The following is a 19,840-nucleotide window of genomic DNA, read 5'->3' on the forward strand; positions in this document are numbered from 1 at the left end:
ATGTGTCTTATTTGCAGATGCCACGGATTGTGACTTCTTTCACCGGGGCAGATCCGTTACACTCAGGACAGACAAATCCGATTCATTTTCAGGAGCCTATCTCTATGTACCAGGAACTTATCCGCGGTGAACTGACCGAAGCAGCGGCAACCCTCGATAACTTTTTGAAAGATGAGAATAATATTGATGCTATCCGCCGGGCTGCTGTCATGCTGGCTGATTCTTTTAAAGCGGGCGGCAAAGTGATGTCATGCGGCAACGGCGGTTCACACTGTGATGCGATGCATTTTGCGGAAGAGCTGACCGGGCGCTACCGTGAAAACCGTCCGGGCTATCCGGCGATTGCCATTTCAGATGTCAGCCACTTATCCTGCGTCAGCAATGATTTCGGCTATGAATATGTTTTCTCGCGTTTTGTGGAATCTGTCGGTCGTGAAGGGGATGTGTTACTTGGTATTTCCACATCCGGTAATTCAGGCAACATTATTAAAGCGATTGAAGCGGCGCGCGCCAAAGGCATGAAAGTGATCACGCTGACCGGCAAAGACGGCGGCAAAATGGCAGGCAGCGCGGATATTGAAATCCGTGTTCCGCATTTCGGCTACGCAGATCGCATTCAGGAAATTCATATTAAGGTTATTCATATTCTGATCATGCTGATCGAAAAAGAAATGGCCAAATAACCGGATATAAGCCCGATCTCCTGAAAAAGCACTCTGCCGCCCGTTGAGTGCTTTTTTTATGGCGCAACGCCTGTCTTATTCACCATAAGCATAAATCACCTTACATATAACCAAATCATCTAAAAGAATGATATTTTCACGATTGTGAAACTATCGGATTGCGGGTAACAATAGTCCTCAGTCATCACAAAAACGGGTAAGGGAGAAAGGCGATGTGTGAATTGCTGGGGATGAGTGCGAATGTCCCGACTGATATTCATTTCAGTCTCAGTGGCCTGATCCCGCGCGGCGGCGAAACCGGGCCGCACAAAGACGGGTGGGGAATTACGTTTTATGAAGGAATGGGCTGCCGGACATTCAAAGACGCCCGTGCCTGCTGCAACTCCCCCGTTGCCCGTTTTGTCCGTGATTATCCGGTCAAATCCGAAGCGGTAATTGCCCATATCCGCCAGGCAAACAGAGGGGTGGTATCACTGGAAAATACCCATCCTTTTACCCGCGAACTGTGGGGGCGGAACTGGACATATGCCCACAACGGGCAGCTCAGCGGCTATGAACATCTGCCGACCGGTTTTTTTACCCCGGTCGGCCAGACGGACAGCGAGCATGCATTCTGCTGGCTGCTGAATCAGCTGAAAGAAAAATACCCGCAGCCACCGCAGGATCTGCAGACGGTGTTCCGTGAAATTAAACGGCTGGCGGATATACTGCGCCAGTTTGGTGTCTTTAATATGCTGTTGTCAGACGGCAGCTATGTGCTGGCGTACTGCTCGACGAATCTGCACTGGATCACCCGCCGCGCGCCTTTCGGTAAAGCGCGGCTGGTGGACAGCGATGTGGAGATTGATTTTTCGCAGCATACCCGGCCGGACGATGTGGTGTCTGTCATTGCCACACTGCCGCTGACCGGTAATGAACAGTGGCAGAAAATCGGGCCCGGCGAAGCCGTTCTCTTTTATTACGGCGAACGGGATCAATCCGTGTTCTGAGTCAGTAAACCGGTGTCCGCAGCCGGTGCCGGGACCGCTGAGTGTGCGGCGGTCACATAACGGCCGTTAACAACAGCAACCACTGCAGGTATCCGATTATCCGCGAAATACTGATAAGCAGGCTGTAACTGCTGCCAGAAGGCCAGATGTGAGGAGTTCCGGTGGCGGTTCAGGTTCTCCGGCGTCATCCGGAAAGGATAAATCGCGATATTCAGATCCGTCTGTCCGCTCAGCAGGGCGCTTTCCACGTAGCGGTAAATCTCATCAATATAAGCATCCGTCATGGCGTAACAGCCGACGGATTTGCAGTCTCCGTGAACCATCAGATAATCCCCGGTATAGCCATGCGCCCGGTCGAATTCATTGGGAAAACCAAGGTTGATAGCTCGGTAAAACCGACTGTTCGGGTTAAGCTGTGACAGACTGATACGGTAAAATCCTTCCGGGCTTTTTAAATCGCCGGTCAGTTGCTTTGGCCCGAGTCCGCCGGAAAACTGACAAACCGGGTAGCGTTTCACCAGTTTAAAACGTCCGTTATTTTCCCGCTGATAAAGCTCCAGCTCTTTTTCTTCTTTAAATATCTGTATAAATACCCGGCTGTTACGGGCATCACTCACCGGCGTTGTAAGCCATAATGATGCGGATTTTTCTGTGGTTGCTGATGATTGCCCCGTAAAAAACAGCAGGCCGATCATCATAAAAATGATATGTCGCATTCTCAGTATTCAGGGTAACAATAGATTGGTGAAAAAAGTAACAACAGATTGCCATGATGCAGATAATTTGTGAATGGTTTCCTGTGAGAATAAAATCATTTGTTACGAATATTATTGTGGTTAAAAAAGAGACAGGAATCGGTAAAGGTGACTTAATTATTCGGTAAAGGCGAGTTATTGAGCTTTTTCTGATCACAATAATCCTATTTGCTTGAGCCAGGTCACTCGTTTCGCCGGACAGAATTGTTGTGAAGTGGTAAAATAATCCGGATCCGGTTTACGCAAAACCGTGACATATGTCGGAAAAAACAGCCCGGGGCGATAATAACGGCCCGGAGTGTTTTTATTGTTGAGTTGTCATCACTGCTGCGGCAGTGATGACGTGGGTTTAACAAAAACTTGTGCAAATTTATGATTAAAATTAAAAAAGGACTCGACCTGCCGATCGCAGGAGCACCTGCTCAAGTCACAGAAGATGGCCCTTCAGTCCGCCACGCAGCGCTGCTGGGTGAGGAATACATCGGGATGCGTCCGTCGATGCTGGTTCAGGAAGGTGAATCAGTAAAGAAAGGACAGGCTCTTTTTGAAGATAAAAAGAACCCCGGTGTGATTTTTACCAGCCCCGCCTGCGGAGTGGTAAAAGCCATCAATCGTGGTGAGCGTCGTGTATTACAATCTGTGGTGATTGAGATACAGGGAGACGAGCAATTGACATTTGACTGTTATGACCGCCGGGATCTGCCGTCACTGACCCGTGAGCAGACAGAAAAAAACCTGGTGGCCTCCGGATTGTGGACCGCGCTGCGGACACGTCCGTTCAGTCATACCCCGAAATTAGGTTCCGTACCTGCCGCTATTTTTGTCACTGCTATGGACACCAATCCGCTGGCTGCTGATCCGCAGGTGATTATCCGTCAGGAACAGGCGTCGTTTGATGACGGCTTACAGGTACTGAGCTGCCTGACGGAAGGGAAGGTTCACGTTTGCCACGGTACAGATGACTTCGCAAAAGTTACCGATAACAATCGTATCAGTTACACACAGTTTACCGGGCCGCATCCGGCAGGTCTTGCCGGTACGCACATCCACTTCCTGGAGCCGGTCAGCGCAACGAAAACTGTCTGGTCTCTGAATTACCAGGATGTCATCGCCATCGGTAAACTGTTCACGACCGGCTTTTTATATACCGACCGTATTGTGGCGCTCGGTGGTCCGCAGGTGGAAAAACCGCGTCTGCTGAAAACCCGTCTCGGTGCAGATCTGTATGAACTGACCGAAGGGCAGCTGAAAGCCGGTGAAAACCGCATTATTTCCGGTTCTGTCCTGTGGGGCGTGGCCAGTGATGATGCTCATCACTATCTGGGCCGTTTTACCAATCAGGTCTCCGTTCTGGAAGAAGGCCGTGAGAAAGAGCTGTTCGGCTGGATTATGCCGGGCACAGACAAATACACGGTTACCCGCACCACACTGGGTCATTTCTTTAAGAAGAAACTGTTCTCATTCACTACATCAATGAATGGCGGCGAACGTTCTATGGTGCCAATCGGCAGTTATGAACGTGTGATGCCGCTCGACATTATGGCGACACATTTCCTGCGCGATCTGCTGGCGGGTGATACTGACAGTGCCCAGGCACTGGGTGCGCTCGAGCTGGATGAAGAGGATCTGGGGCTGTGTACCTATGTCTGTCAGAGTAAATATGAGTACGGCCCGGTGCTGCGTGACGTACTGACCAGGATTGAGCAGGAAGGATAATCATGGGTCTGAAAAAATTTCTCGAAAAAATTGAGCCGCATTTTGAACCGGGCGGCAAATTACAGAGATGGTATGCACTGTATGAAGCAGCCGCCACTATCTTCTATACCCCGGGGACAGTTACCCGCGGGCGTTCACATGTCCGTGACTCCATCGACCTTAAACGTCTGATGATCTTGGTCTGGTTATCGGTTTTCCCGGCTATGTTCTGGGGGATGTATAACGTTGGTAACCAGGCAATACCGGTACTGCTGGATATGTACAGCGGTGCGGAGCTTCAGCAGGTGATTGCCGGTGACTGGCATTATCGTCTGGCGGAGCTTATCGGGGTCTCCTTCACACAGGATGCGGGCTGGGTCAGCAAAATGCTGTTCGGGGCCGTCTATTTTCTGCCTATCTACGGGGTGATTTTTATCGTCGGCGGCTTCTGGGAAGTCCTGTTTGCGATGATCCGCGGGCATGAAATCAACGAAGGTTTCTTTATCACCTCTATTCTGCTGGCTCTGATTGTGCCGCCGACGCTGCCGTTATGGCAGGCCGCGCTGGCTGTCACCTTCGGTGTGGTGGTCGCGAAGGAAATCTTCGGCGGTACAGGGCGTAACTTCCTGAACCCGGCACTGGCCGGTCGTGCTTTCCTGTTCTTTGCTTATCCGGCTCAGATTTCCGGTGATACGGTCTGGACTGCCGCTGACGGCTTTTCCGGTGCTACCCCGCTGTCACAGTGGGCGGTCGGTGGTGAGCATCAGCTGGTTAATACCATAACCAATCAGCCGATCTCCTGGATGGATGCCTTTATCGGTAACATCCCGGGCTCGATTGGTGAAGTCTCCACGCTGATGATTCTGATCGGTGGTGCCGTCATTCTGTTTGCCCGTATTGCCTCTCTGCGTATTGTGGCCGGTGTGATGGTCGGGATGATCGCGATGTCCGCCGTCTTTAATATGATTGGTTCGGATACCAACCCGCTGTTTGCTATGCCGTGGTACTGGCATCTGGTCCTGGGCGGCTTTGCCTTCGGTATGATTTTCATGGCAACGGACCCGGTATCAGCTTCATTTACCGATAAAGGGAAATGGGCTTACGGGATCCTGATCGGGGTGATGTGTGTCCTGATCCGTGTGGCAAACCCGGCATATCCGGAAGGGATGATGCTGGCTATCCTGTTTGCCAACTTATTCGCACCGTTATTTGATTATCTGGTGGTTCAGGCAAACATTAAACGGAGAAAAGCACGTGGCTAATGAAAAAACGAAAAACAAGGACAGTGTCGCAAGAACGTTTATCGTTGTCTTCGTCCTTTGCCTTGTGTGTTCGATAGTCGTGGCTGGTTCTGCTGTGGGGCTGAAGTCCACGCAGCAGGCGCAGATTATGCTGGATAAGCAGCGTAACATTCTGGATGTCGCCGGGTTACTGACGCCATCCATGACGGCGGACGAAATCGATGCAGCCTATAAAAAATTCATCAGAGCAAAAATGGTGGATTTAAAAACCGGTCAGATGACGGACAGCACCGGTAAATACGATCTCAATGATGAACTGCGCAGTGATGAGACCAGTATTGCGCTGTCACCGGAAGAAGATCTGGCGAAAATCCGCCGCCGTGCCAACAGCGCGGAAATCTATCTGGTACAGAATGAGCAGGGTGAAACCAGCAAAATTGTTCTGCCGGTTTACGGCTCCGGTCTGTGGTCGGTGATGTATGCCTTTGTCGCGATTGATGTCGACGGTATCACTTCCGAAGGGATCTCTTACTATCAGCACGGTGAAACCCCGGGGCTGGGTGGTGAGGTGGATAACCCGCAGTGGCGTAAACAGTGGATTGGTAAAAAGCTGTTTAATGAAGACGGTATGCCGGCCATCAAAATTGTCCGCAGCGGCACCACTGACAGCCCGTACGGCATTGATGGTTTGTCCGGTGCGACACTGACCTCAAACGGCATCCAGCATATGTTTGATTTCTGGCTGGGTGACAACGGTTTTGGCCCGTTCCTGAAAACAGTACGCGAAGGAGCGTTGAATCATGGCTGATAGTAAAGAAATTAAACGCGTTCTTCTCGGACCGTTATTAGATAACAACCCGATTGCCCTCCAGGTACTGGGTGTGTGTTCGGCGCTGGCGGTAACCACCAAACTGGAAACTGCATTGGTTATGACCATTGCGGTAACCCTGGTGACGGCATTCTCCAGCATGTTTATCTCGATGATCCGTAATTTTATTCCGGGCAGTGTGCGGATTATCGTTCAGATGGCAATTATCGCCTCGCTGGTTATTCTTGTTGACCAGATTCTGCGGGCCTATGCCTACGGTATCTCCAAGCAGCTTTCCGTGTTCGTTGGTCTGATCATTACCAACTGTATTGTGATGGGACGAGCGGAAGCGTATGCCATGAAAGCGCCGCCGCTTGAAAGCTTTATGGACGGTATCGGTAACGGCCTGGGTTACGGGGTGATCCTGCTGCTGGTGGGCTTTTTCCGTGAACTTATCGGTTCCGGCAAACTCTTTGGCGTGACTGTGCTGGAAACAGCGCAGAACGGCGGCTGGTATCTGCCGAACGGCCTGTTCCTGCTGGCACCAAGTGCATTCTTTATTATCGGAATGCTCATCTGGGGGATCCGTACCCTGAAACCGTCACAAGTCGAGGAGGATTAAGATATGGAACATTATATCAGTCTCTTTGTGCGGGCAGTGTTTATTGAAAATATGGCGCTGGCCTTCTTCCTCGGGATGTGTACGTTTCTGGCGGTATCGAAAAACGTCAAAACGGCGTTTGGTCTCGGCGTGGCGGTTACCGTGGTGCTGGGGATTTCGGTTCCGGCAAACAACCTGGTGTACAACCTGCTGCTGCGCGACGGCGCGCTGATGGAAGGCGTGGATTTAAGCTTCCTCAACTTCATTACCTTTATCGGGGTCATTGCGGCGCTGGTACAGATTCTGGAGATGATTCTGGATCGCTATTTCCCGGCACTGTATAACGCGCTGGGGATCTTCCTGCCGTTAATCACGGTAAACTGTGCGATTTTCGGTGGTGTGTCCTTTATGGCGCAGCGTGACTACAACTTTACGGAGTCTGTGGTTTACGGGTTTGCTTCCGGTATCGGCTGGCTGCTGGCGATTGTGCTGATGGCCGCTATCCGCGAGAAGATGAAATACTCTGACGTACCGGCCGGCCTGAAAGGGCTGGGGATCACATTCGTGACCACCGGACTGATGGCTCTGGGCTTTATGTCCTTCTCCGGCGTACAGTTATAAGGGTGAAACGCAATTATGGATATCGTTATTTTAGGCGTGGCAATGTTTACCCTGATTGTTCTGGCGCTGACCGCGTTGATTTTGTTCGCAAAATCAAAACTGGTGAACACAGGGGACGTTAAGATTGAAATCAACGGTGATGCGGAGAAAAGCTTCGACGCACCGGCCGGTGACAAATTACTGAATGTGCTGTCCGGTCAGGGGATTTTTGTCTCCTCGGCCTGCGGCGGCGGCGGCACCTGCGGCCAGTGCCGTGTGAAGATCAAAGAAGGCGGTGGTGATATTCTGCCGACAGAAATGTCGCACATTAACAAGCGCGAAGCGCGTGAAGGCTGCCGTCTGGCATGTCAGGTGAATGTGAAGCAGGATCTGAAAATTGAGCTGCCGGAAGAGATCTTCGGGGTGAAAAAATGGGAGTGCGAAGTTATCTCCAATGATAACAAAGCGACGTTCATTAAAGAGCTGAAACTGAAAATTCCTGACGGCGAAAGTGTGCCGTTCCGTGCCGGTGGTTATATTCAGATTGAATGTCCGCCGCATGTGGTCCGCTATGATGAGTTTGATGTGCCGCAGGAATACCGCGAGGACTGGGACAAGTTCAACCTGTTCCGTTATGTGTCTGATGTGAAAGAGCCGACAGTGCGTGCTTACTCCATGGCGAACTATCCGGAAGAGCACGGCATTATCATGCTGAACGTGCGTATCGCCACACCGCCTCCGCGTGTACCGGATGCCCCTCCGGGGATTATGTCCTCTTATATCTGGTCACTGAAACCGGGTGATAAAGTGACAATTTCCGGGCCGTTCGGGGAATTCTTCGCGAAAGATACTGATGCGGAAATGATCTTTATCGGTGGTGGTGCCGGGATGGCACCGATGCGTTCGCATATCTTCGATCAGCTCAAGCGTCTGCATTCCAAACGCAAGATGTCTTTCTGGTATGGTGCGCGTTCAAAACGTGAAATGTTCTATGAAGAAGATTTTGACCAGCTTCAGGCTGAAAATGAAAACTTCACCTGGAACGTGGCGCTGTCTGATGCCCTGCCGGAAGATAACTGGGACGGATATACCGGGTTTATTCACAATGTTCTCTATGAGCATTACCTGAAAAATCATCCGGCACCGGAAGATTGTGAGTTCTATATGTGCGGGCCGCCGATGATGAACGCCGCCGTGATCAAGATGCTCAAAGATCTGGGTGTGGAAGACGAAAACATTATGCTGGATGACTTCGGCGGCTGATTTCCGCCCTTGTTATCATGAAACTGCGCCCACACCTGTGGGCGCAGATGATCTGAAATCAGACTGGATTGTGTATGGTAAAAATAAAACAGGCTTTTCTGCCGCTGGCGCTGATGGCATTGTTACTGAGCGCGTGCGGTGATAACACACCGGAAGCACAGCAGGTCACCCTGAACGGCAAAACGATGGGTACCTATTACGCGATAAAATATGTTGCTGATCAAAAAGATCCTCCGGCGGAATCACTGCAGAAAGGCATTGATGTGGTGCTGGAAGAAGTTAATGACCAGATGTCCACCTACCGGCCGGATTCTGAACTCAGCCGTTTTAATCAGAGCCGTGAGGTGAATACGCCGTTTCCCGTCTCTGCCGCGACGGCAAAAGTGGTTCGTGAGGCTATCCGCATTAACGGGCTGACAGACGGTGCGCTGGATGTCACGGTCGGCCCGCTGGTCAATTTATGGGGATTTGGCCCGGAAGGACGGGTGACCCATGTACCGACAGAGCAGGATATTGAAACCCGCCGTCAGTGGACCGGAATTGATAAACTGAAGGTTGAAGGCAATAATCTGATTAAGACTGTACCGGAACTGTACGTCGATCTGTCCTCGATTGCCAAAGGTTACGGGGTGGATGCGGTGGCGGAATACCTGGAATCACAGAATATCCGCAATTATATGGTGGATGTGGGCGGTGAAGTCCGGACGCAGGGTATTAACGGCAAAGGAAAGCCGTGGCGCATTGCGATTGAAAAACCGTCGTCACAGGGGCTGAGCCAGTCTGCACAGGAAATTATTGAGCCGGGTAATGCCTCTGTGGCGACATCCGGGGATTACCGGAATTATTTTGAAGAAAATAATGTCCGCTACTCACATACCATTGATCCGAAAACAGCACGTCCGATTAACCACAATCTGGTATCGATAACCGTTATTGCGGATAATTGCATGAGTGCGGATGGTTTTTCTACCGGGTTGAATGTGCTCGGGCCGGAGCGCGGCCTTGAAGTGGCGAATGCACAAAATATCCCTGTCTTTATGATTGTCAAAACAGATAAGGGATTTGAAGAACGCTACAGTGAGGCATTTAAGCCCTATTTGCAGCAAAAATAAAAGGAGGTGGCTGATATGGTGATAAAAGTATTTATCGCAACCTTTATCCTGTTCCTGGTCGCGTTTCTGGGAATGTCTCTCGGCTATATCATTAAGCGCAAGAGCATTCAGGGAAGTTGCGGCGGGCTGAGCAGCATTGGTGTCGAGAAAGTCTGTGACTGTCCCGAACCGTGTGATGCCCGGAAAAAACGGATGGCACGTGAAGCTGCCCGCGAAGAAAAACTGAATAAAAACCGGATTGTATAGATTCGTAAGATATAACAAAGGCGCGTTAACGCGCCTTTGTTTATTAATGGCAGGACAGCAATACGGAATCAGTAATAACGATAGTCTGATGTCACAATAGCGGTATTTATCACAATAATATTATTGGCCTGATTCCCTTCAGAGATACTCTGCCAGAGTGCTTTTTCACAATTTCCGTAGATATCTGTCTGCTGGCAGATATAGATGGTTTTTACCCTGCCCAGCGGCGTGTGCTGCGTCTGTGTCTGCCGGATAACCTGCCCCTCATCATCATATGAAAATTCATAGTTCAGCTGAGGAAGCCCGTTACTCCGTGACATAATTGCATTTATCTGCCGATCCTGACGCCAGTCGTAACGGATTTCGCCGCCGGTGTCTGCGGAATCACCTTTTGATACGGCGTGTGTAATCAAACCATTCTCATAAAAAAAATCGGTTTCCATATGCGACTTTTGAGTATTACCGCCGCTGTTACTTTCAGATTCGGCACGGACGATTTGTTTTTGATGATTATAGAAAAGGTGACTGCGGGCATGGATCAGTGTGACAGGGGCTTTTCCGCTGCCATGTATTTGTGACGTGAATAATAAGCTATAACCCTGTTCTGTCATCTTACCTTCGGAATACATCCGGTTCTGTAACCCCGGATAGTGCTCGGTGACTTCCAGCGAAAAGTAACTCAGTTCACCACACGGCGTCAGGTCATATTGCCCGTTAATCATAATATTGCCGTTCTTGTTGTCCGGGGAATGTGCTGTTGTGGTGACAGATTTTACCGGGCCGTTAATCATACCGGCACCCAGAATAATAAAGTTGCTGCTGCGTGTTTCATCTGAATACACATCGCAGCCTGCATAAGAATAAACGCTGAATAACAGAAAGAAGAATCCTGTAAAAACAATGAAGGATTTTGGTGGTGAATGTAAATCGAAAAACAGGTTGCTTATCACCGCATGGTCTCCCGGATGTTTCTTATAGTTATAACAAAAGTGACCTGATAAATAAATTACTATAATTAATGAGATTTGTTGAAGTTATAAAATATTATGCAGGCTGGCAGGGGAAGGCGGAAGGCAGTAAATAAGAGTGAAATTGACAATATATCCGGTTTCACTCTTATTTTTCAGCACGGTAAGTTTACCCGTAATAACACGCTGATTAATTATTTAATTTTCATATTGAGCAGGGAATCGACCATCACACCATCTGCCCCCAGTTCTGTTGCCAGCTGTAAATCGGCGGGTGTTTTAATGCCGAACAGAATAACCCGGTCTTTATTATTTTTGCGGAAACAATCCATCGCGGTTTTATCCCATGTCAGCACAACCGGAGAGCGGGCTTCACCCAGTGTGAAGGTTTCAACCACATCCACGTTACGGTGCAGTTCAAAGCCATACCAGCGCGGCTGCGGATTATCCGCCAGGTCACAGGTATGTGTGATCAGGCTGCCGGCCAGTGCATTGCGGGTGGTATCACGGCTTTCAAATACGGGAATTGATGACGGCAGAGCAGCCAGATAATCCTGCCCGGTTGAATAGACGCGGACACGGTTTTTGGCTTTATGACGGGTCAGAACTGCATCCAGCTGTTGTGCGAAAACTGCCGGTGAGGCGTCCGGAGATTTGATATCGAGATAGAAAAAGGTATCCGGATAACGGCTCAGGACGGCATCCAGTGCCGGAACCGAGGCTTTGATATGGGTTTTATGTTTCTGATTATAATCCCGGGCTGCATCGGTCTGTGCCAGCTCTGCGGCGTTGTAACCGGAAACCGGACCCGATTTGTCAGTCAGGGATTTCAGATCAGACGGGCGGTATAACACGACCTGGTTATCTTTTGATAGCTGAAGGGTGATCCAGATGGCATCGGCTTTGTTACCCAGCGCTTTATCGATAGCGTAAAGGGTGTTTTCAGGGGCATCCGCCGTGGCGGCGCGGTGGGCAATAATTTGCGGTGCTGCATGGGCTGTCATAACAATGCCACTCAGGAAAAGGGCTGAAAGTATTTTTTTCATAATTCGTCCGTCAAAAAGAAAGAGACCAGGTGTGATGTCATGCTGTTGTAGCGGAGTAACATGACAACCGGATGTAATCACAGAAAAAAAGGACAAACTTGCAAATTTCAGCCCACTGATTGGTGTGGTGAATAATAAGCAGATTAACTAATTTGAATTACAGTGATTTTAACTGTATATTCAAACAGTATTATTGGTGAGCAGGAGAGGCGGATGCGTAAAATCATTCATATTGATATGGATTGCTTTTATGCGGCGATTGAAATGCGTGACGACCCCCGTCTGCGCGATATTCCGCTGGCTATCGGCGGCAGTTCCGACCGGCGCGGCGTGATTGCGACCGCTAACTATCCGGCGCGGCGCTTCGGGGTACACAGCGCGATGTCAACGGCAAAAGCACTGCTGCTGTGTCCGCATCTGAAAGTGATCCCGGGGCGGATGGAGCTGTATAAAACCACCTCCCGCCATCTGCATGCGATTTTTGCCCGTTATACCTCACTGATTGAACCGCTGTCTCTGGATGAGGCGTATCTTGATGTGACGGACAGCCCGCAGTGCCGGGGCTCTGCCACACTGATAGCGGAAGCGATCCGCAAAACGATTTTTTCCGAACTGGGACTGACCGCTTCTGCCGGCGTGGCTCCGGTAAAATTCCTTGCCAAAATCGCGTCTGATCTGAATAAACCCGACGGACAGTATATTATCACGCCGGAGCAGGTGACGGATTTTGTGCTGTCACTGCCGCTGCGCAAAATTCCCGGTGTGGGAAAGGTGACGGCAAAGCGTCTGGCTGACCTCGGGCTGGAGACCTGCCGGGATGTGCAGCATTATGATCAGATATTGCTGCTGAAACAGTTCGGAAAGTTCGGGCAGATCATCTGGCAGCGCAGTCACGGTACCGATGAACGACCGGTTTGTCCGGACAGGGAACGGAAATCTGTCGGCATCGAACGGACGCTGGCGGAAGATATTGCTTCGTGGGATGAGTGTCAGACGATTATTGATGAGTTGTTTCCGGAGCTGGAGCGCCGTCTGGCAAAAGTGTCACCGGATCTGCGGATCGCCCGTCAGGGCATTAAACTGAAGTTTGCGGATTTTCAGCAGACCACACAGGAACATGTCCATCAGGTGCTGGATAAAGCGGATTTACTGAAAACGGCGGAACTTGCCTGGGAGAGCCGCCGGGAAGGGCGCGGCGTGCGGCTGGTGGGGCTGCATGTGACACTGCGCGATCCGCAGCTTGAGCGGCAGTTGCTGCTCGGGTTCTGAATCACATATAAAAACGGCGGGATAGTTATCCCGCCGCTGAACTGAATGGCGTTGTTATGCTTTTTCCGGGATCGCTTTTAAGATAGCGGTCAGTAACTGCCAGTACTGCCCGACACTCTTGATATGCACTTGTTCATCCGGCGAGTGAGCACCGGTGATTGTCGGCCCGATGGAGACCATGTCCATGTCCGGATACGGTTTTTTGAATAAACCGCACTCAAGGCCGGCGTGGATCACCATGATGTTCGGGGTTTTATCAAACAGCTGCTGATAGGTTTCGCTGACCAGATGCATGACCGGAGAGTCCGCATCCGGCTGCCAGCCCGGATAACCGCCTTCGGCAACAATCTCTGCGCCGGACAGTGCCGCCAGCGAGGTCAGCATGCTGACCACCGAGGATTTGCCGGATTCAATCAGAGAACGTACCAGGCAGATAACCTGCACACGGTCATCGCTCATTTTCACCACACCCACGTTCAGTGAGGTTTCGACCACGCCCGGAACCACGTCACTCATGCGGACCACACCGTTCGGCATGACATTGAGCATATTGATAAAACGGGACTGCACATCGGCGGTCAGTACGCCCTGAGCGGCGGTTACGGCTTCCAGGGTGACGACCAGGTTTTTCTCTTTCTGCGCCAGCTCTTCTCTGAGCAGCGCTTCAAAGGTTTGCGCCAGTGATGTCAGCTGAGCGGTTTTATCTGCCGGTACTGCCAGGGTGATGTGGCCTTCACGCGGAATCGCGTTGCGCAGTGTACCGCCCTGAAAATCAACCAGACGCGCACCGAGTTCTGCGGCGTGACCGGCCAGGAAACGGGCCAGTAATTTGTTGGCATTGCCGAGGCCCAGATGAATATCGCCGCCGGAATGGCCCCCTTTGAGACCTTTGAGGGTCAGGGTGAAGGTGCTGTAACCGGCCGGAACGGCTTCGCGGCTCAGTGCCAGGGTGGTGGTGACGTCAATACCGCCCGCACAGCCCATGTAAATTTCGCCTTCTTCTTCGGAGTCGGTGTTGATCAGAATATCCGCCTGTAACCAGCCAGGCTGAAGACCGAATGCACCGTCCATCCCGGCTTCTTCTGTCATGGTCAGCAGGACTTCCAGCGGCCCGTGTTTGACAGAATCGTCAGCCAGCACCGCCAGCGCGGAGGCCATACCGATGCCGTTATCCGCCCCTAATGTGGTGCCTTTCGCGGTTACCCAGTCGCCGTCGATATATGGCTGAATCGGATCTTTTTCAAAATCGTGTGCGGTATCATTATTTTTCTGCGGCACCATATCCAGGTGAGCCTGCAGAACGACCGCTTTGCGGTTTTCCAGGCCTTTACTGGCCGGTTTGCGGATAAGGATATTACCGACGCTGTCGCGTTCAACGTGGAATTCCTTTTCTTTTGCCCATTCAATAATATGTGCAGCCAGTTGCTCTTCGTGGTAGGACGGATGAGGAATAGAGCAGATTTTGGCAAAAATATCCCACAGCGGCTGCGGAAATAATTGTGATAGTTCAGACACGTTCGATCTCCTGTTACTGCATTTTTCATTATCAGGGGGAGGATACCCGAAGGCGGCCGGTAACGCTGTTTAAAATGAGCGGTCGCGAATATCCGATGTCCGGAGAATAGCAAATTCTCACACAAAGTGCGTGTGTCATAACAGGGAATTATGATGAATTTGTCAGATGCTCTGGTCTTTGGCGGTTCAAGTCACTATAATCTCGCGCAACCTTTTTTCCGCAAAAAAGACTCTTTTCTGTAAATCATCAAGCCGGGATCAATCTGATATGAGCGAAAAATACGTCGTAACGTGGGATATGTTGCAAATGCATGCCCGTAAACTGGCACAGCGTTTAATGCCAACCGAACAATGGAAAGGCATTATTGCCGTAAGCCGCGGTGGTCTGGTACCGGGTGCTTTACTCGCTCGTGAACTGGGTATCCGCCATGTGGATACTGTCTGCATTTCCAGCTATGATCACGATCATCAGCGCGATATGAAAGTCCTGAAAAAAGCCGACGGTGACGGTGAAGGATTTATCATTGTTGATGATCTGGTGGATACCGGCGGTACCGCTCAGATGATCCGCGATATGTATCCGAAAGCGCATTTCGTCACTATTTTTGCCAAACCGGCCGGTCGTCCGCTGGTTGACGATTATGTGATTGATATCCCGCAGGATACCTGGATCGAACAGCCGTGGGATATGACCGTCAGTTTTGTTAAACCCATCTGCGATCAGTAAGCGAATGCCATGACACAACAGAACCTGTCAGAGAAACTGTTTAAGCCGAAAATCAAACACCCTGAGACATCCGCACTGGTGAACTTTACCCGTTCCGGGGTAAAAGAAGTCAGGGGCAGCGTCCTGAGCGGATGTACACATCCGGGCTGGTATCGCATGATTAACCGCTTAATGTGGGCCTGGCGGGGGATCCCGCCGCTGGAAACCGAAGAGGTTCTCAGCCGGATAGCGGCATCTGATGCCCCCCGCAGTGATGATGCCCTGCTGGATACGGTGATCGGCTACCGCCGCGGTAACTGGGCTTATGAATGGTCTCAGCAGGCGATGTTGTGGCAGCGCAAAGCGCTGGAATTTGAATCCGGCGAAAAAGCCTGTGAAGCCTGGCTGCTTGCCGCAAATCTGTACAGTATTGCGGGATATCCTCATTTAAAAGGGGATGAGCTGGCGGATCAGGCTACCGTTCTGGCAAATCAGGCGTATGAAAACTCCGCCCGCTTTGCCGCATATGAACTGAAAAAAATTGAATTCAAAATGGAGAGCGGCGGAAACATCTGCGCTTTCCTGCACCTCCCGCCGGGGAAAGACAGTGCGTTTCCGGTGGTGATGATGTGCGGCAGTCTGGATAATCTGCAAAGTGATTATTGCCGCTACTTCCGTGATTATCTGGCACCGCAGGGAATTGCACTGCTGACGCTGGATATGCCGTCAATCGGTTACTCCTCAAAACAGACTTTAGGCCAGGAAAGCAGCCTGATGCACCAGCAGGTGCTGGATCAGCTGCGCAATGTGCCGTGGATTGACCACACCCGTGTGGCGGTGATGGGGCTGCGTTTCGGTGCCAATGTGGCAATGCGCATGGCATACCTGTCCGCACATCAGCTGCGGGGAGCCGTGCTGTTCGGGCCGGTGGTGCATGATCTGTTTGTCAGCCCGCAGCGGCAGGATAAAATTCCCGGCATGTATATGGATGTGCTGGCCAGCCGTACTGCGGCCCGCTGTACTGATCTTGATACTGTCCGCACCCGGCTCGGCTGCCTGTCTCTGAAAAATCAGGGGCTGCTCGGCCGCCGCTGTTCACTGCCGGTGCTGAGCATGTGCTGGAAAGAGGATGTGTTCAGTCCGAAAAGTGAATCGGAGCTGATAGTCCGTTCCAGTGCTGACGGTAAGCTGCTGGAATTCGGCCATACCCCGGTTTTTGACACTTTTCATAAATCGCTGGATGAGGCCACCCGGTGGCTCACCGGAATTTTATCCTGAACAGCATAAAAATCATTGATAATTCCTGTCTGTTTGCTACAACTAAGCCTTCGCTGAAAGGAGGCTTAATGATGGCACTGGTTTCAGATTACACACACGGCAGGTTGCTGCGATGTTTCACTGCATTGGGTCCGTATATCCGTGAGCCGCAGTGTCAGGAGGGTCACTATTTTTTTGACTGCCTGGCGGTGTGTGTGAATGCGGGTGTCGCGCCGGAAAAACGGGAGTTTTTTGGCTGGTGGCTGACGCTGATCCCGCAGGAAACCGGGTTTGTCTCTGAATACCATACCGGGGTATTTGATAAAAAAGGGCTCTGGCAGGAAAAATCCCTGTCTGACAATGAGACCCGTGATGCGGTCAGCAAAACCCTGACTGATTTTTATCCCCGCTTACAGGCCGTTCTTCAGGAGCTGGATCTGTCTCTGACCCCGTCACCGGTATCACCGCCCCCCGGAAAGCAGCCGGATTAATGTCCGGTTTTGCGTTGTGCCGGTTGGCATGACGCGCATCACCTGTTAAAACAGGTCATCTTTTTTTATCCCGCAAAATGAATGGTAGAACGCAATGAATAGCAGCCAAACGCTGGTTGTCAAACTGGGCACAAGTGTGCTGACCGGCGGATCACGACATTTAAATCAGGCCAGGATTGTTGAACTGGTCCGGCAGTGTGCGCAGCAGTATGAAAAAGGACACCGTATTATTATTGTGACCTCCGGGGCGATTGCCGCCGGGCGTGAGCACCTCGGTTATCCCGAACTCCCCGCCACCATTGCGTCCAAACAGTTACTGGCTGCGGTCGGCCAGAGCCGCCTGATCCAGTTATGGGAGCGCCTGTTTTCTATTTACGGTATCCATATCGGTCAGATGCTGCTGACCCGTGCGGATATGGAAGATCGCGAGCGTTTCCTGAATGCCCGTGACACCCTGACCGCGCTGCTGGATAACGGTATCGTGCCGGTCATTAATGAAAATGATGCGGTCGCCACAGCAGAAATTAAAGTCGGGGATAACGATAACCTCTCCGCGCTGGCTGCGATCCTCGGCGGGGCGGATAAGCTCCTGCTGCTGACCGATATTGAAGGGTTGTATACTGCTGATCCGCGCAGCAACCCGGATGCCACCCTGATTTCTGAAGTGCATGATATCAGTGACGAACTGCGCAGTGTTGCGGGGGACAGTGTTTCCGGGCTGGGTACCGGCGGAATGGCCACCAAGCTCCAGGCCGCAACTGTCGCAGGCCGTGCGGGGATTGATGTCATTATTGCCGCCGGTGATCGCGCCGGGGTGATTTGTGATGTGATTGATGATATTCCGGTCGGCACCCGTTTCTTCGGGAAAAAAGCGCCGATGGAAGCGCGCAAGCAGTGGATCTTCGGGGCACCGCCTGCCGGCGAAATCATTGTGGATGACGGCGCGGAGAAGGCCCTGAAAGAGAAGGGCAGTTCCCTGCTGCCGAGCGGGATCCGTACTGTTAACGGCAATTTCTCCCGTGGTGAGGTTGTCCGTATCCGCACCCTGAGCGGGCGCGATCTGGCACACGGTGTCTGCCGGTATAACAGTGATGCGCTGCGCCTGATTGCCGGACGGCAGTCACAGGAAATCAGCACGATTTTAGGTTACGAATACGGCGCAGTGGCGGTTCACCGCGACGATATGATTGTCAGTTAAGGATATCAGCATATGTTAGAACAAACAGGTAAAGCGGCGAAAGCTGCCTCCCGGGCACTGGCTCAGCTGTCCGGAAAACAGAAAAATCAGGCACTGACCCGTATTGCCGATCTGCTGGAACAGAACAGTGCGCCGATCCTTGCTGCCAATGAACTCGATATTGCCAAAGCCCGGGAGCAGGGCTCGTCAGAGGCACTGCTTGATCGTCTGCTGCTGACGCAGGCGCGCCTGGAAAGTATTGCTGCTGATGTACGCAAAGTGTGTCAGCTGGCGGATCCGGTCGGGGAAGTGATCGACGGCGGTGTGCTGGAAAGTGGCCTGCGCCTTGAGCGCCGCCGTGTCCCGCTCGGTGTGGTCGGTGTGATTTATGAAGCCCGCCCGAATGTGACGGTGGATGTTGCCTCGTTGTGCCTGAAAACCGGTAACGCGGTGATCCTGCGCGGCGGCAAAGAGACACATAATACCAATGTGGCGATGGTCAGTGTTATTCAGCAGGCACTCAGCGAATGCGGTCTGCCGCAGGCGGCGATCCAGGCGATTGATAACCCGGATCGCGCGCTGGTTAATGAACTGCTGAAGATGGATCGTTATGTGGATATTCTGATCCCGCGCGGCGGTGCCGGTCTGCACCGCTTATGCCGTGAGCAGTCGACGATTCCGGTGATCACCGGCGGTATCGGCGTGTGTCATATTTTTGTCGATGAAACGGCGGATCTGCATAACGCGCTGCCGGTCATCCGCAATGCCAAAGTGCAGCGTCCGGGAGTCTGTAATGCGGTGGAAACGCTGCTGGTGCATGAAAAAGTGGCTGCGGAATTTCTGCCGCTGCTGAGTGATCACATGGCGGCGGATAATGTCACCCTGCATGCGGATCCTGCCGCGCTGATGCTGCTGAAAAACGGCCCGGCGAAGACGGAAGCCGTAACAGAGGCACAACTGTCAGATGAATGGCTGTCACTTGATCTGAACGTGGTGATTGTGAAGGACATTGACGGCGCGATTGAGCATATCCGTCATTACGGCACTGAACACTCAGAATCGATTCTGACACAATCTATGTCTCAGGCTGATTATTTCGTATCAAATATTGATTCATCAGCGGTATATGTGAATGCCAGCACCCGCTTCACTGACGGCGGTCAGTTCGGACTGGGGGCGGAAGTTGCCGTCAGCACTCAGAAACTGCATGCCCGCGGCCCGATGGGGCTGGCGGCACTGACCACCTATAAGTGGATCGGGATCGGTAACCATACGATCCGTTCATAAACAGGCCATTATGCATCCGCAGGGCGCTTTTTGTCAGATGACAGCCGTGTTCTGCGGATCGTGCTTTAGCTTTTTATCTGAGTACGCTATGATAGGCCATCTTAATTTACACCTATGTAAAATATTATGAA

20 protein-coding genes are annotated in these 19,840 nt (G+C 51.6%); 16 read left to right on the top strand and 4 right to left on the bottom strand.

What is annotated here, in order from left to right:
• The first annotated feature begins 104 nt into the window (after nucleotides 1-104).
• Both lpcA and U868_RS0115400 read left to right on the top strand, forming a co-directional pair.
• The gene (lpcA, locus tag U868_RS0115395) at nucleotides 105-683 is read left to right on the top strand and encodes a D-sedoheptulose 7-phosphate isomerase (RefSeq protein ID WP_004238763.1); all 579 of its coding nucleotides are present in this window, start codon (nucleotides 105-107) and stop codon (nucleotides 681-683) included.
• Between the two features lie 212 nt (nucleotides 684-895).
• A complete protein-coding gene (locus U868_RS0115400; RefSeq protein WP_025154074.1) occupies nucleotides 896-1,672 on the top strand; it encodes a class II glutamine amidotransferase in 777 nt (258 codons plus the stop codon).
• Here the strand turns inward: U868_RS0115400 and U868_RS0115405 are convergent.
• A complete protein-coding gene (locus U868_RS0115405; RefSeq protein WP_025154075.1) occupies nucleotides 1,657-2,388 on the bottom strand; it encodes a L,D-transpeptidase family protein in 732 nt (243 codons plus the stop codon). The genes U868_RS0115400 and U868_RS0115405 overlap by 16 nt on opposite strands.
• Nucleotides 2,389-2,799: 411 nt before the next feature.
• Here U868_RS0115405 and U868_RS0115410 point away from each other — a divergent pair, with 411 nt between their 5' ends.
• From U868_RS0115410 to nqrM, 8 genes are all read left to right on the top strand, one after another.
• Nucleotides 2,800-4,143: a Na(+)-translocating NADH-quinone reductase subunit A gene (locus U868_RS0115410; protein ID WP_025154076.1), complete on the top strand. Its 1,344-nt coding sequence runs from the start codon at nucleotides 2,800-2,802 to the stop codon at nucleotides 4,141-4,143.
• Nucleotides 4,144-4,145: 2 nt separating this feature from the next.
• Nucleotides 4,146-5,384 carry an NADH:ubiquinone reductase (Na(+)-transporting) subunit B gene (locus U868_RS0115415; protein WP_025154077.1) on the top strand — a complete coding sequence of 413 codons (1,239 nt, stop codon included), beginning with the start codon at nucleotides 4,146-4,148 and terminating at the stop codon, nucleotides 5,382-5,384.
• Nucleotides 5,377-6,171 (top strand): Na(+)-translocating NADH-quinone reductase subunit C, encoded by a 795-nt coding sequence (locus U868_RS0115420; protein WP_025154078.1) that lies wholly within the window; start codon nucleotides 5,377-5,379, stop codon nucleotides 6,169-6,171. The genes U868_RS0115415 and U868_RS0115420 overlap by 8 nt, the downstream gene beginning before the upstream one ends.
• A complete protein-coding gene (locus U868_RS0115425) occupies nucleotides 6,164-6,793 on the top strand; it encodes an NADH:ubiquinone reductase (Na(+)-transporting) subunit D (RefSeq protein WP_025154079.1) in 630 nt (209 codons plus the stop codon). The genes U868_RS0115420 and U868_RS0115425 overlap by 8 nt, the downstream gene beginning before the upstream one ends.
• A gap of 3 nt (nucleotides 6,794-6,796) precedes the next feature.
• Nucleotides 6,797-7,393, top strand: a complete 597-nt coding sequence (gene nqrE, locus U868_RS0115430; protein WP_004237852.1) for an NADH:ubiquinone reductase (Na(+)-transporting) subunit E — start codon at nucleotides 6,797-6,799, stop codon at nucleotides 7,391-7,393.
• A 15-nt stretch (nucleotides 7,394-7,408) separates the two neighbouring features.
• A complete protein-coding gene (nqrF, locus tag U868_RS0115435) occupies nucleotides 7,409-8,635 on the top strand; it encodes an NADH:ubiquinone reductase (Na(+)-transporting) subunit F (protein WP_004238760.1) in 1,227 nt (408 codons plus the stop codon).
• 74 nt (nucleotides 8,636-8,709) lie between these two features.
• On the top strand, nucleotides 8,710-9,747 hold the full coding sequence (locus tag U868_RS0115440; RefSeq protein WP_025154080.1) for an FAD:protein FMN transferase: 1,038 nt from the start codon (nucleotides 8,710-8,712) through the stop codon (nucleotides 9,745-9,747).
• 15 nt (nucleotides 9,748-9,762) lie between these two features.
• Nucleotides 9,763-9,993, top strand: a complete 231-nt coding sequence (gene nqrM, locus U868_RS0115445; RefSeq protein WP_036411953.1) for a (Na+)-NQR maturation NqrM — start codon at nucleotides 9,763-9,765, stop codon at nucleotides 9,991-9,993.
• 68 nt (nucleotides 9,994-10,061) lie between these two features.
• Here the strand turns inward: nqrM and U868_RS0115450 are convergent, their stop codons facing one another.
• Both U868_RS0115450 and U868_RS0115455 read right to left on the bottom strand, forming a co-directional pair.
• The gene (locus U868_RS0115450; protein ID WP_240182727.1) at nucleotides 10,062-10,835 is read right to left on the bottom strand and encodes a hypothetical protein; all 774 of its coding nucleotides are present in this window, start codon (nucleotides 10,833-10,835) and stop codon (nucleotides 10,062-10,064) included.
• 320 nt (nucleotides 10,836-11,155) lie between these two features.
• Entirely contained in the window at nucleotides 11,156-12,007 is an 852-nt protein-coding gene (locus U868_RS0115455) for a glycerophosphodiester phosphodiesterase family protein (RefSeq protein ID WP_025154082.1), read from the bottom strand.
• A 213-nt stretch (nucleotides 12,008-12,220) separates the two neighbouring features.
• On the opposite strand from U868_RS0115455, the gene dinB reads away from it, so the two are divergent.
• Nucleotides 12,221-13,276 (top strand): DNA polymerase IV, encoded by a 1,056-nt coding sequence (gene dinB / locus U868_RS0115460; RefSeq protein WP_025154083.1) that lies wholly within the window; start codon nucleotides 12,221-12,223, stop codon nucleotides 13,274-13,276.
• 54 nt (nucleotides 13,277-13,330) lie between these two features.
• Here dinB and pepD read toward each other — a convergent pair whose 3' ends face one another.
• The gene (pepD, locus tag U868_RS0115465; protein ID WP_025154084.1) at nucleotides 13,331-14,791 is read right to left on the bottom strand and encodes a beta-Ala-His dipeptidase; all 1,461 of its coding nucleotides are present in this window, start codon (nucleotides 14,789-14,791) and stop codon (nucleotides 13,331-13,333) included.
• Between the two features lie 268 nt (nucleotides 14,792-15,059).
• Between pepD and gpt the strand changes: the two genes are divergently transcribed.
• The 5 genes from gpt (at nucleotide 15,060) to proA (ending at nucleotide 19,709) form a co-directional block, all read left to right on the top strand.
• Nucleotides 15,060-15,518 (top strand): xanthine phosphoribosyltransferase, encoded by a 459-nt coding sequence (gpt, locus tag U868_RS0115470; RefSeq protein ID WP_025154085.1) that lies wholly within the window; start codon nucleotides 15,060-15,062, stop codon nucleotides 15,516-15,518.
• 9 nt (nucleotides 15,519-15,527) lie between these two features.
• Complete coding sequence (gene frsA, locus U868_RS0115475) at nucleotides 15,528-16,775, top strand: esterase FrsA (protein ID WP_025154086.1); 1,248 nt, start codon at nucleotides 15,528-15,530, stop codon at nucleotides 16,773-16,775.
• A gap of 68 nt (nucleotides 16,776-16,843) precedes the next feature.
• Entirely contained in the window at nucleotides 16,844-17,245 is a 402-nt protein-coding gene (gene crl / locus U868_RS0115480) for a sigma factor-binding protein Crl (RefSeq protein ID WP_205275520.1), read from the top strand.
• Between the two features lie 94 nt (nucleotides 17,246-17,339).
• On the top strand, nucleotides 17,340-18,443 hold the full coding sequence (gene proB / locus U868_RS0115485) for a glutamate 5-kinase (RefSeq protein WP_025154088.1): 1,104 nt from the start codon (nucleotides 17,340-17,342) through the stop codon (nucleotides 18,441-18,443).
• A gap of 12 nt (nucleotides 18,444-18,455) precedes the next feature.
• Nucleotides 18,456-19,709 carry a glutamate-5-semialdehyde dehydrogenase gene (gene proA / locus U868_RS0115490; RefSeq protein ID WP_025154089.1) on the top strand — a complete coding sequence of 418 codons (1,254 nt, stop codon included), beginning with the start codon at nucleotides 18,456-18,458 and terminating at the stop codon, nucleotides 19,707-19,709.
• Nucleotides 19,710-19,840 lie beyond the last annotated feature (131 nt).

This window comes from Morganella morganii H1r, assembly GCF_000633515.1.
Taxonomy (GTDB): domain Bacteria; phylum Pseudomonadota; class Gammaproteobacteria; order Enterobacterales; family Enterobacteriaceae; genus Morganella; species Morganella morganii_B.

Coding starts and splice junctions, on each gene's coding strand:
- lpcA (WP_004238763.1), top strand. CDS start 105: ATGTACCAGGAACTTATCCGCGGTGAACTGACCGAAGCAGCGGCAACC.
- U868_RS0115400 (WP_025154074.1), top strand. CDS start 896: ATGTGTGAATTGCTGGGGATGAGTGCGAATGTCCCGACTGATATTCAT.
- U868_RS0115405 (WP_025154075.1), bottom strand. CDS start 2,388: ATGCGACATATCATTTTTATGATGATCGGCCTGCTGTTTTTTACGGGG.
- U868_RS0115410 (WP_025154076.1), top strand. CDS start 2,800: ATGATTAAAATTAAAAAAGGACTCGACCTGCCGATCGCAGGAGCACCT.
- U868_RS0115415 (WP_025154077.1), top strand. CDS start 4,146: ATGGGTCTGAAAAAATTTCTCGAAAAAATTGAGCCGCATTTTGAACCG.
- U868_RS0115425 (WP_025154079.1), top strand. CDS start 6,164: ATGGCTGATAGTAAAGAAATTAAACGCGTTCTTCTCGGACCGTTATTA.
- nqrE (WP_004237852.1), top strand. CDS start 6,797: ATGGAACATTATATCAGTCTCTTTGTGCGGGCAGTGTTTATTGAAAAT.
- nqrF (WP_004238760.1), top strand. CDS start 7,409: ATGGATATCGTTATTTTAGGCGTGGCAATGTTTACCCTGATTGTTCTG.
- U868_RS0115440 (WP_025154080.1), top strand. CDS start 8,710: ATGGTAAAAATAAAACAGGCTTTTCTGCCGCTGGCGCTGATGGCATTG.
- nqrM (WP_036411953.1), top strand. CDS start 9,763: ATGGTGATAAAAGTATTTATCGCAACCTTTATCCTGTTCCTGGTCGCG.
- U868_RS0115455 (WP_025154082.1), bottom strand. CDS start 12,007: ATGAAAAAAATACTTTCAGCCCTTTTCCTGAGTGGCATTGTTATGACA.
- dinB (WP_025154083.1), top strand. CDS start 12,221: ATGCGTAAAATCATTCATATTGATATGGATTGCTTTTATGCGGCGATT.
- gpt (WP_025154085.1), top strand. CDS start 15,060: ATGAGCGAAAAATACGTCGTAACGTGGGATATGTTGCAAATGCATGCC.
- frsA (WP_025154086.1), top strand. CDS start 15,528: ATGACACAACAGAACCTGTCAGAGAAACTGTTTAAGCCGAAAATCAAA.
- crl (WP_205275520.1), top strand. CDS start 16,844: ATGATGGCACTGGTTTCAGATTACACACACGGCAGGTTGCTGCGATGT.
- proB (WP_025154088.1), top strand. CDS start 17,340: ATGAATAGCAGCCAAACGCTGGTTGTCAAACTGGGCACAAGTGTGCTG.
- proA (WP_025154089.1), top strand. CDS start 18,456: ATGTTAGAACAAACAGGTAAAGCGGCGAAAGCTGCCTCCCGGGCACTG.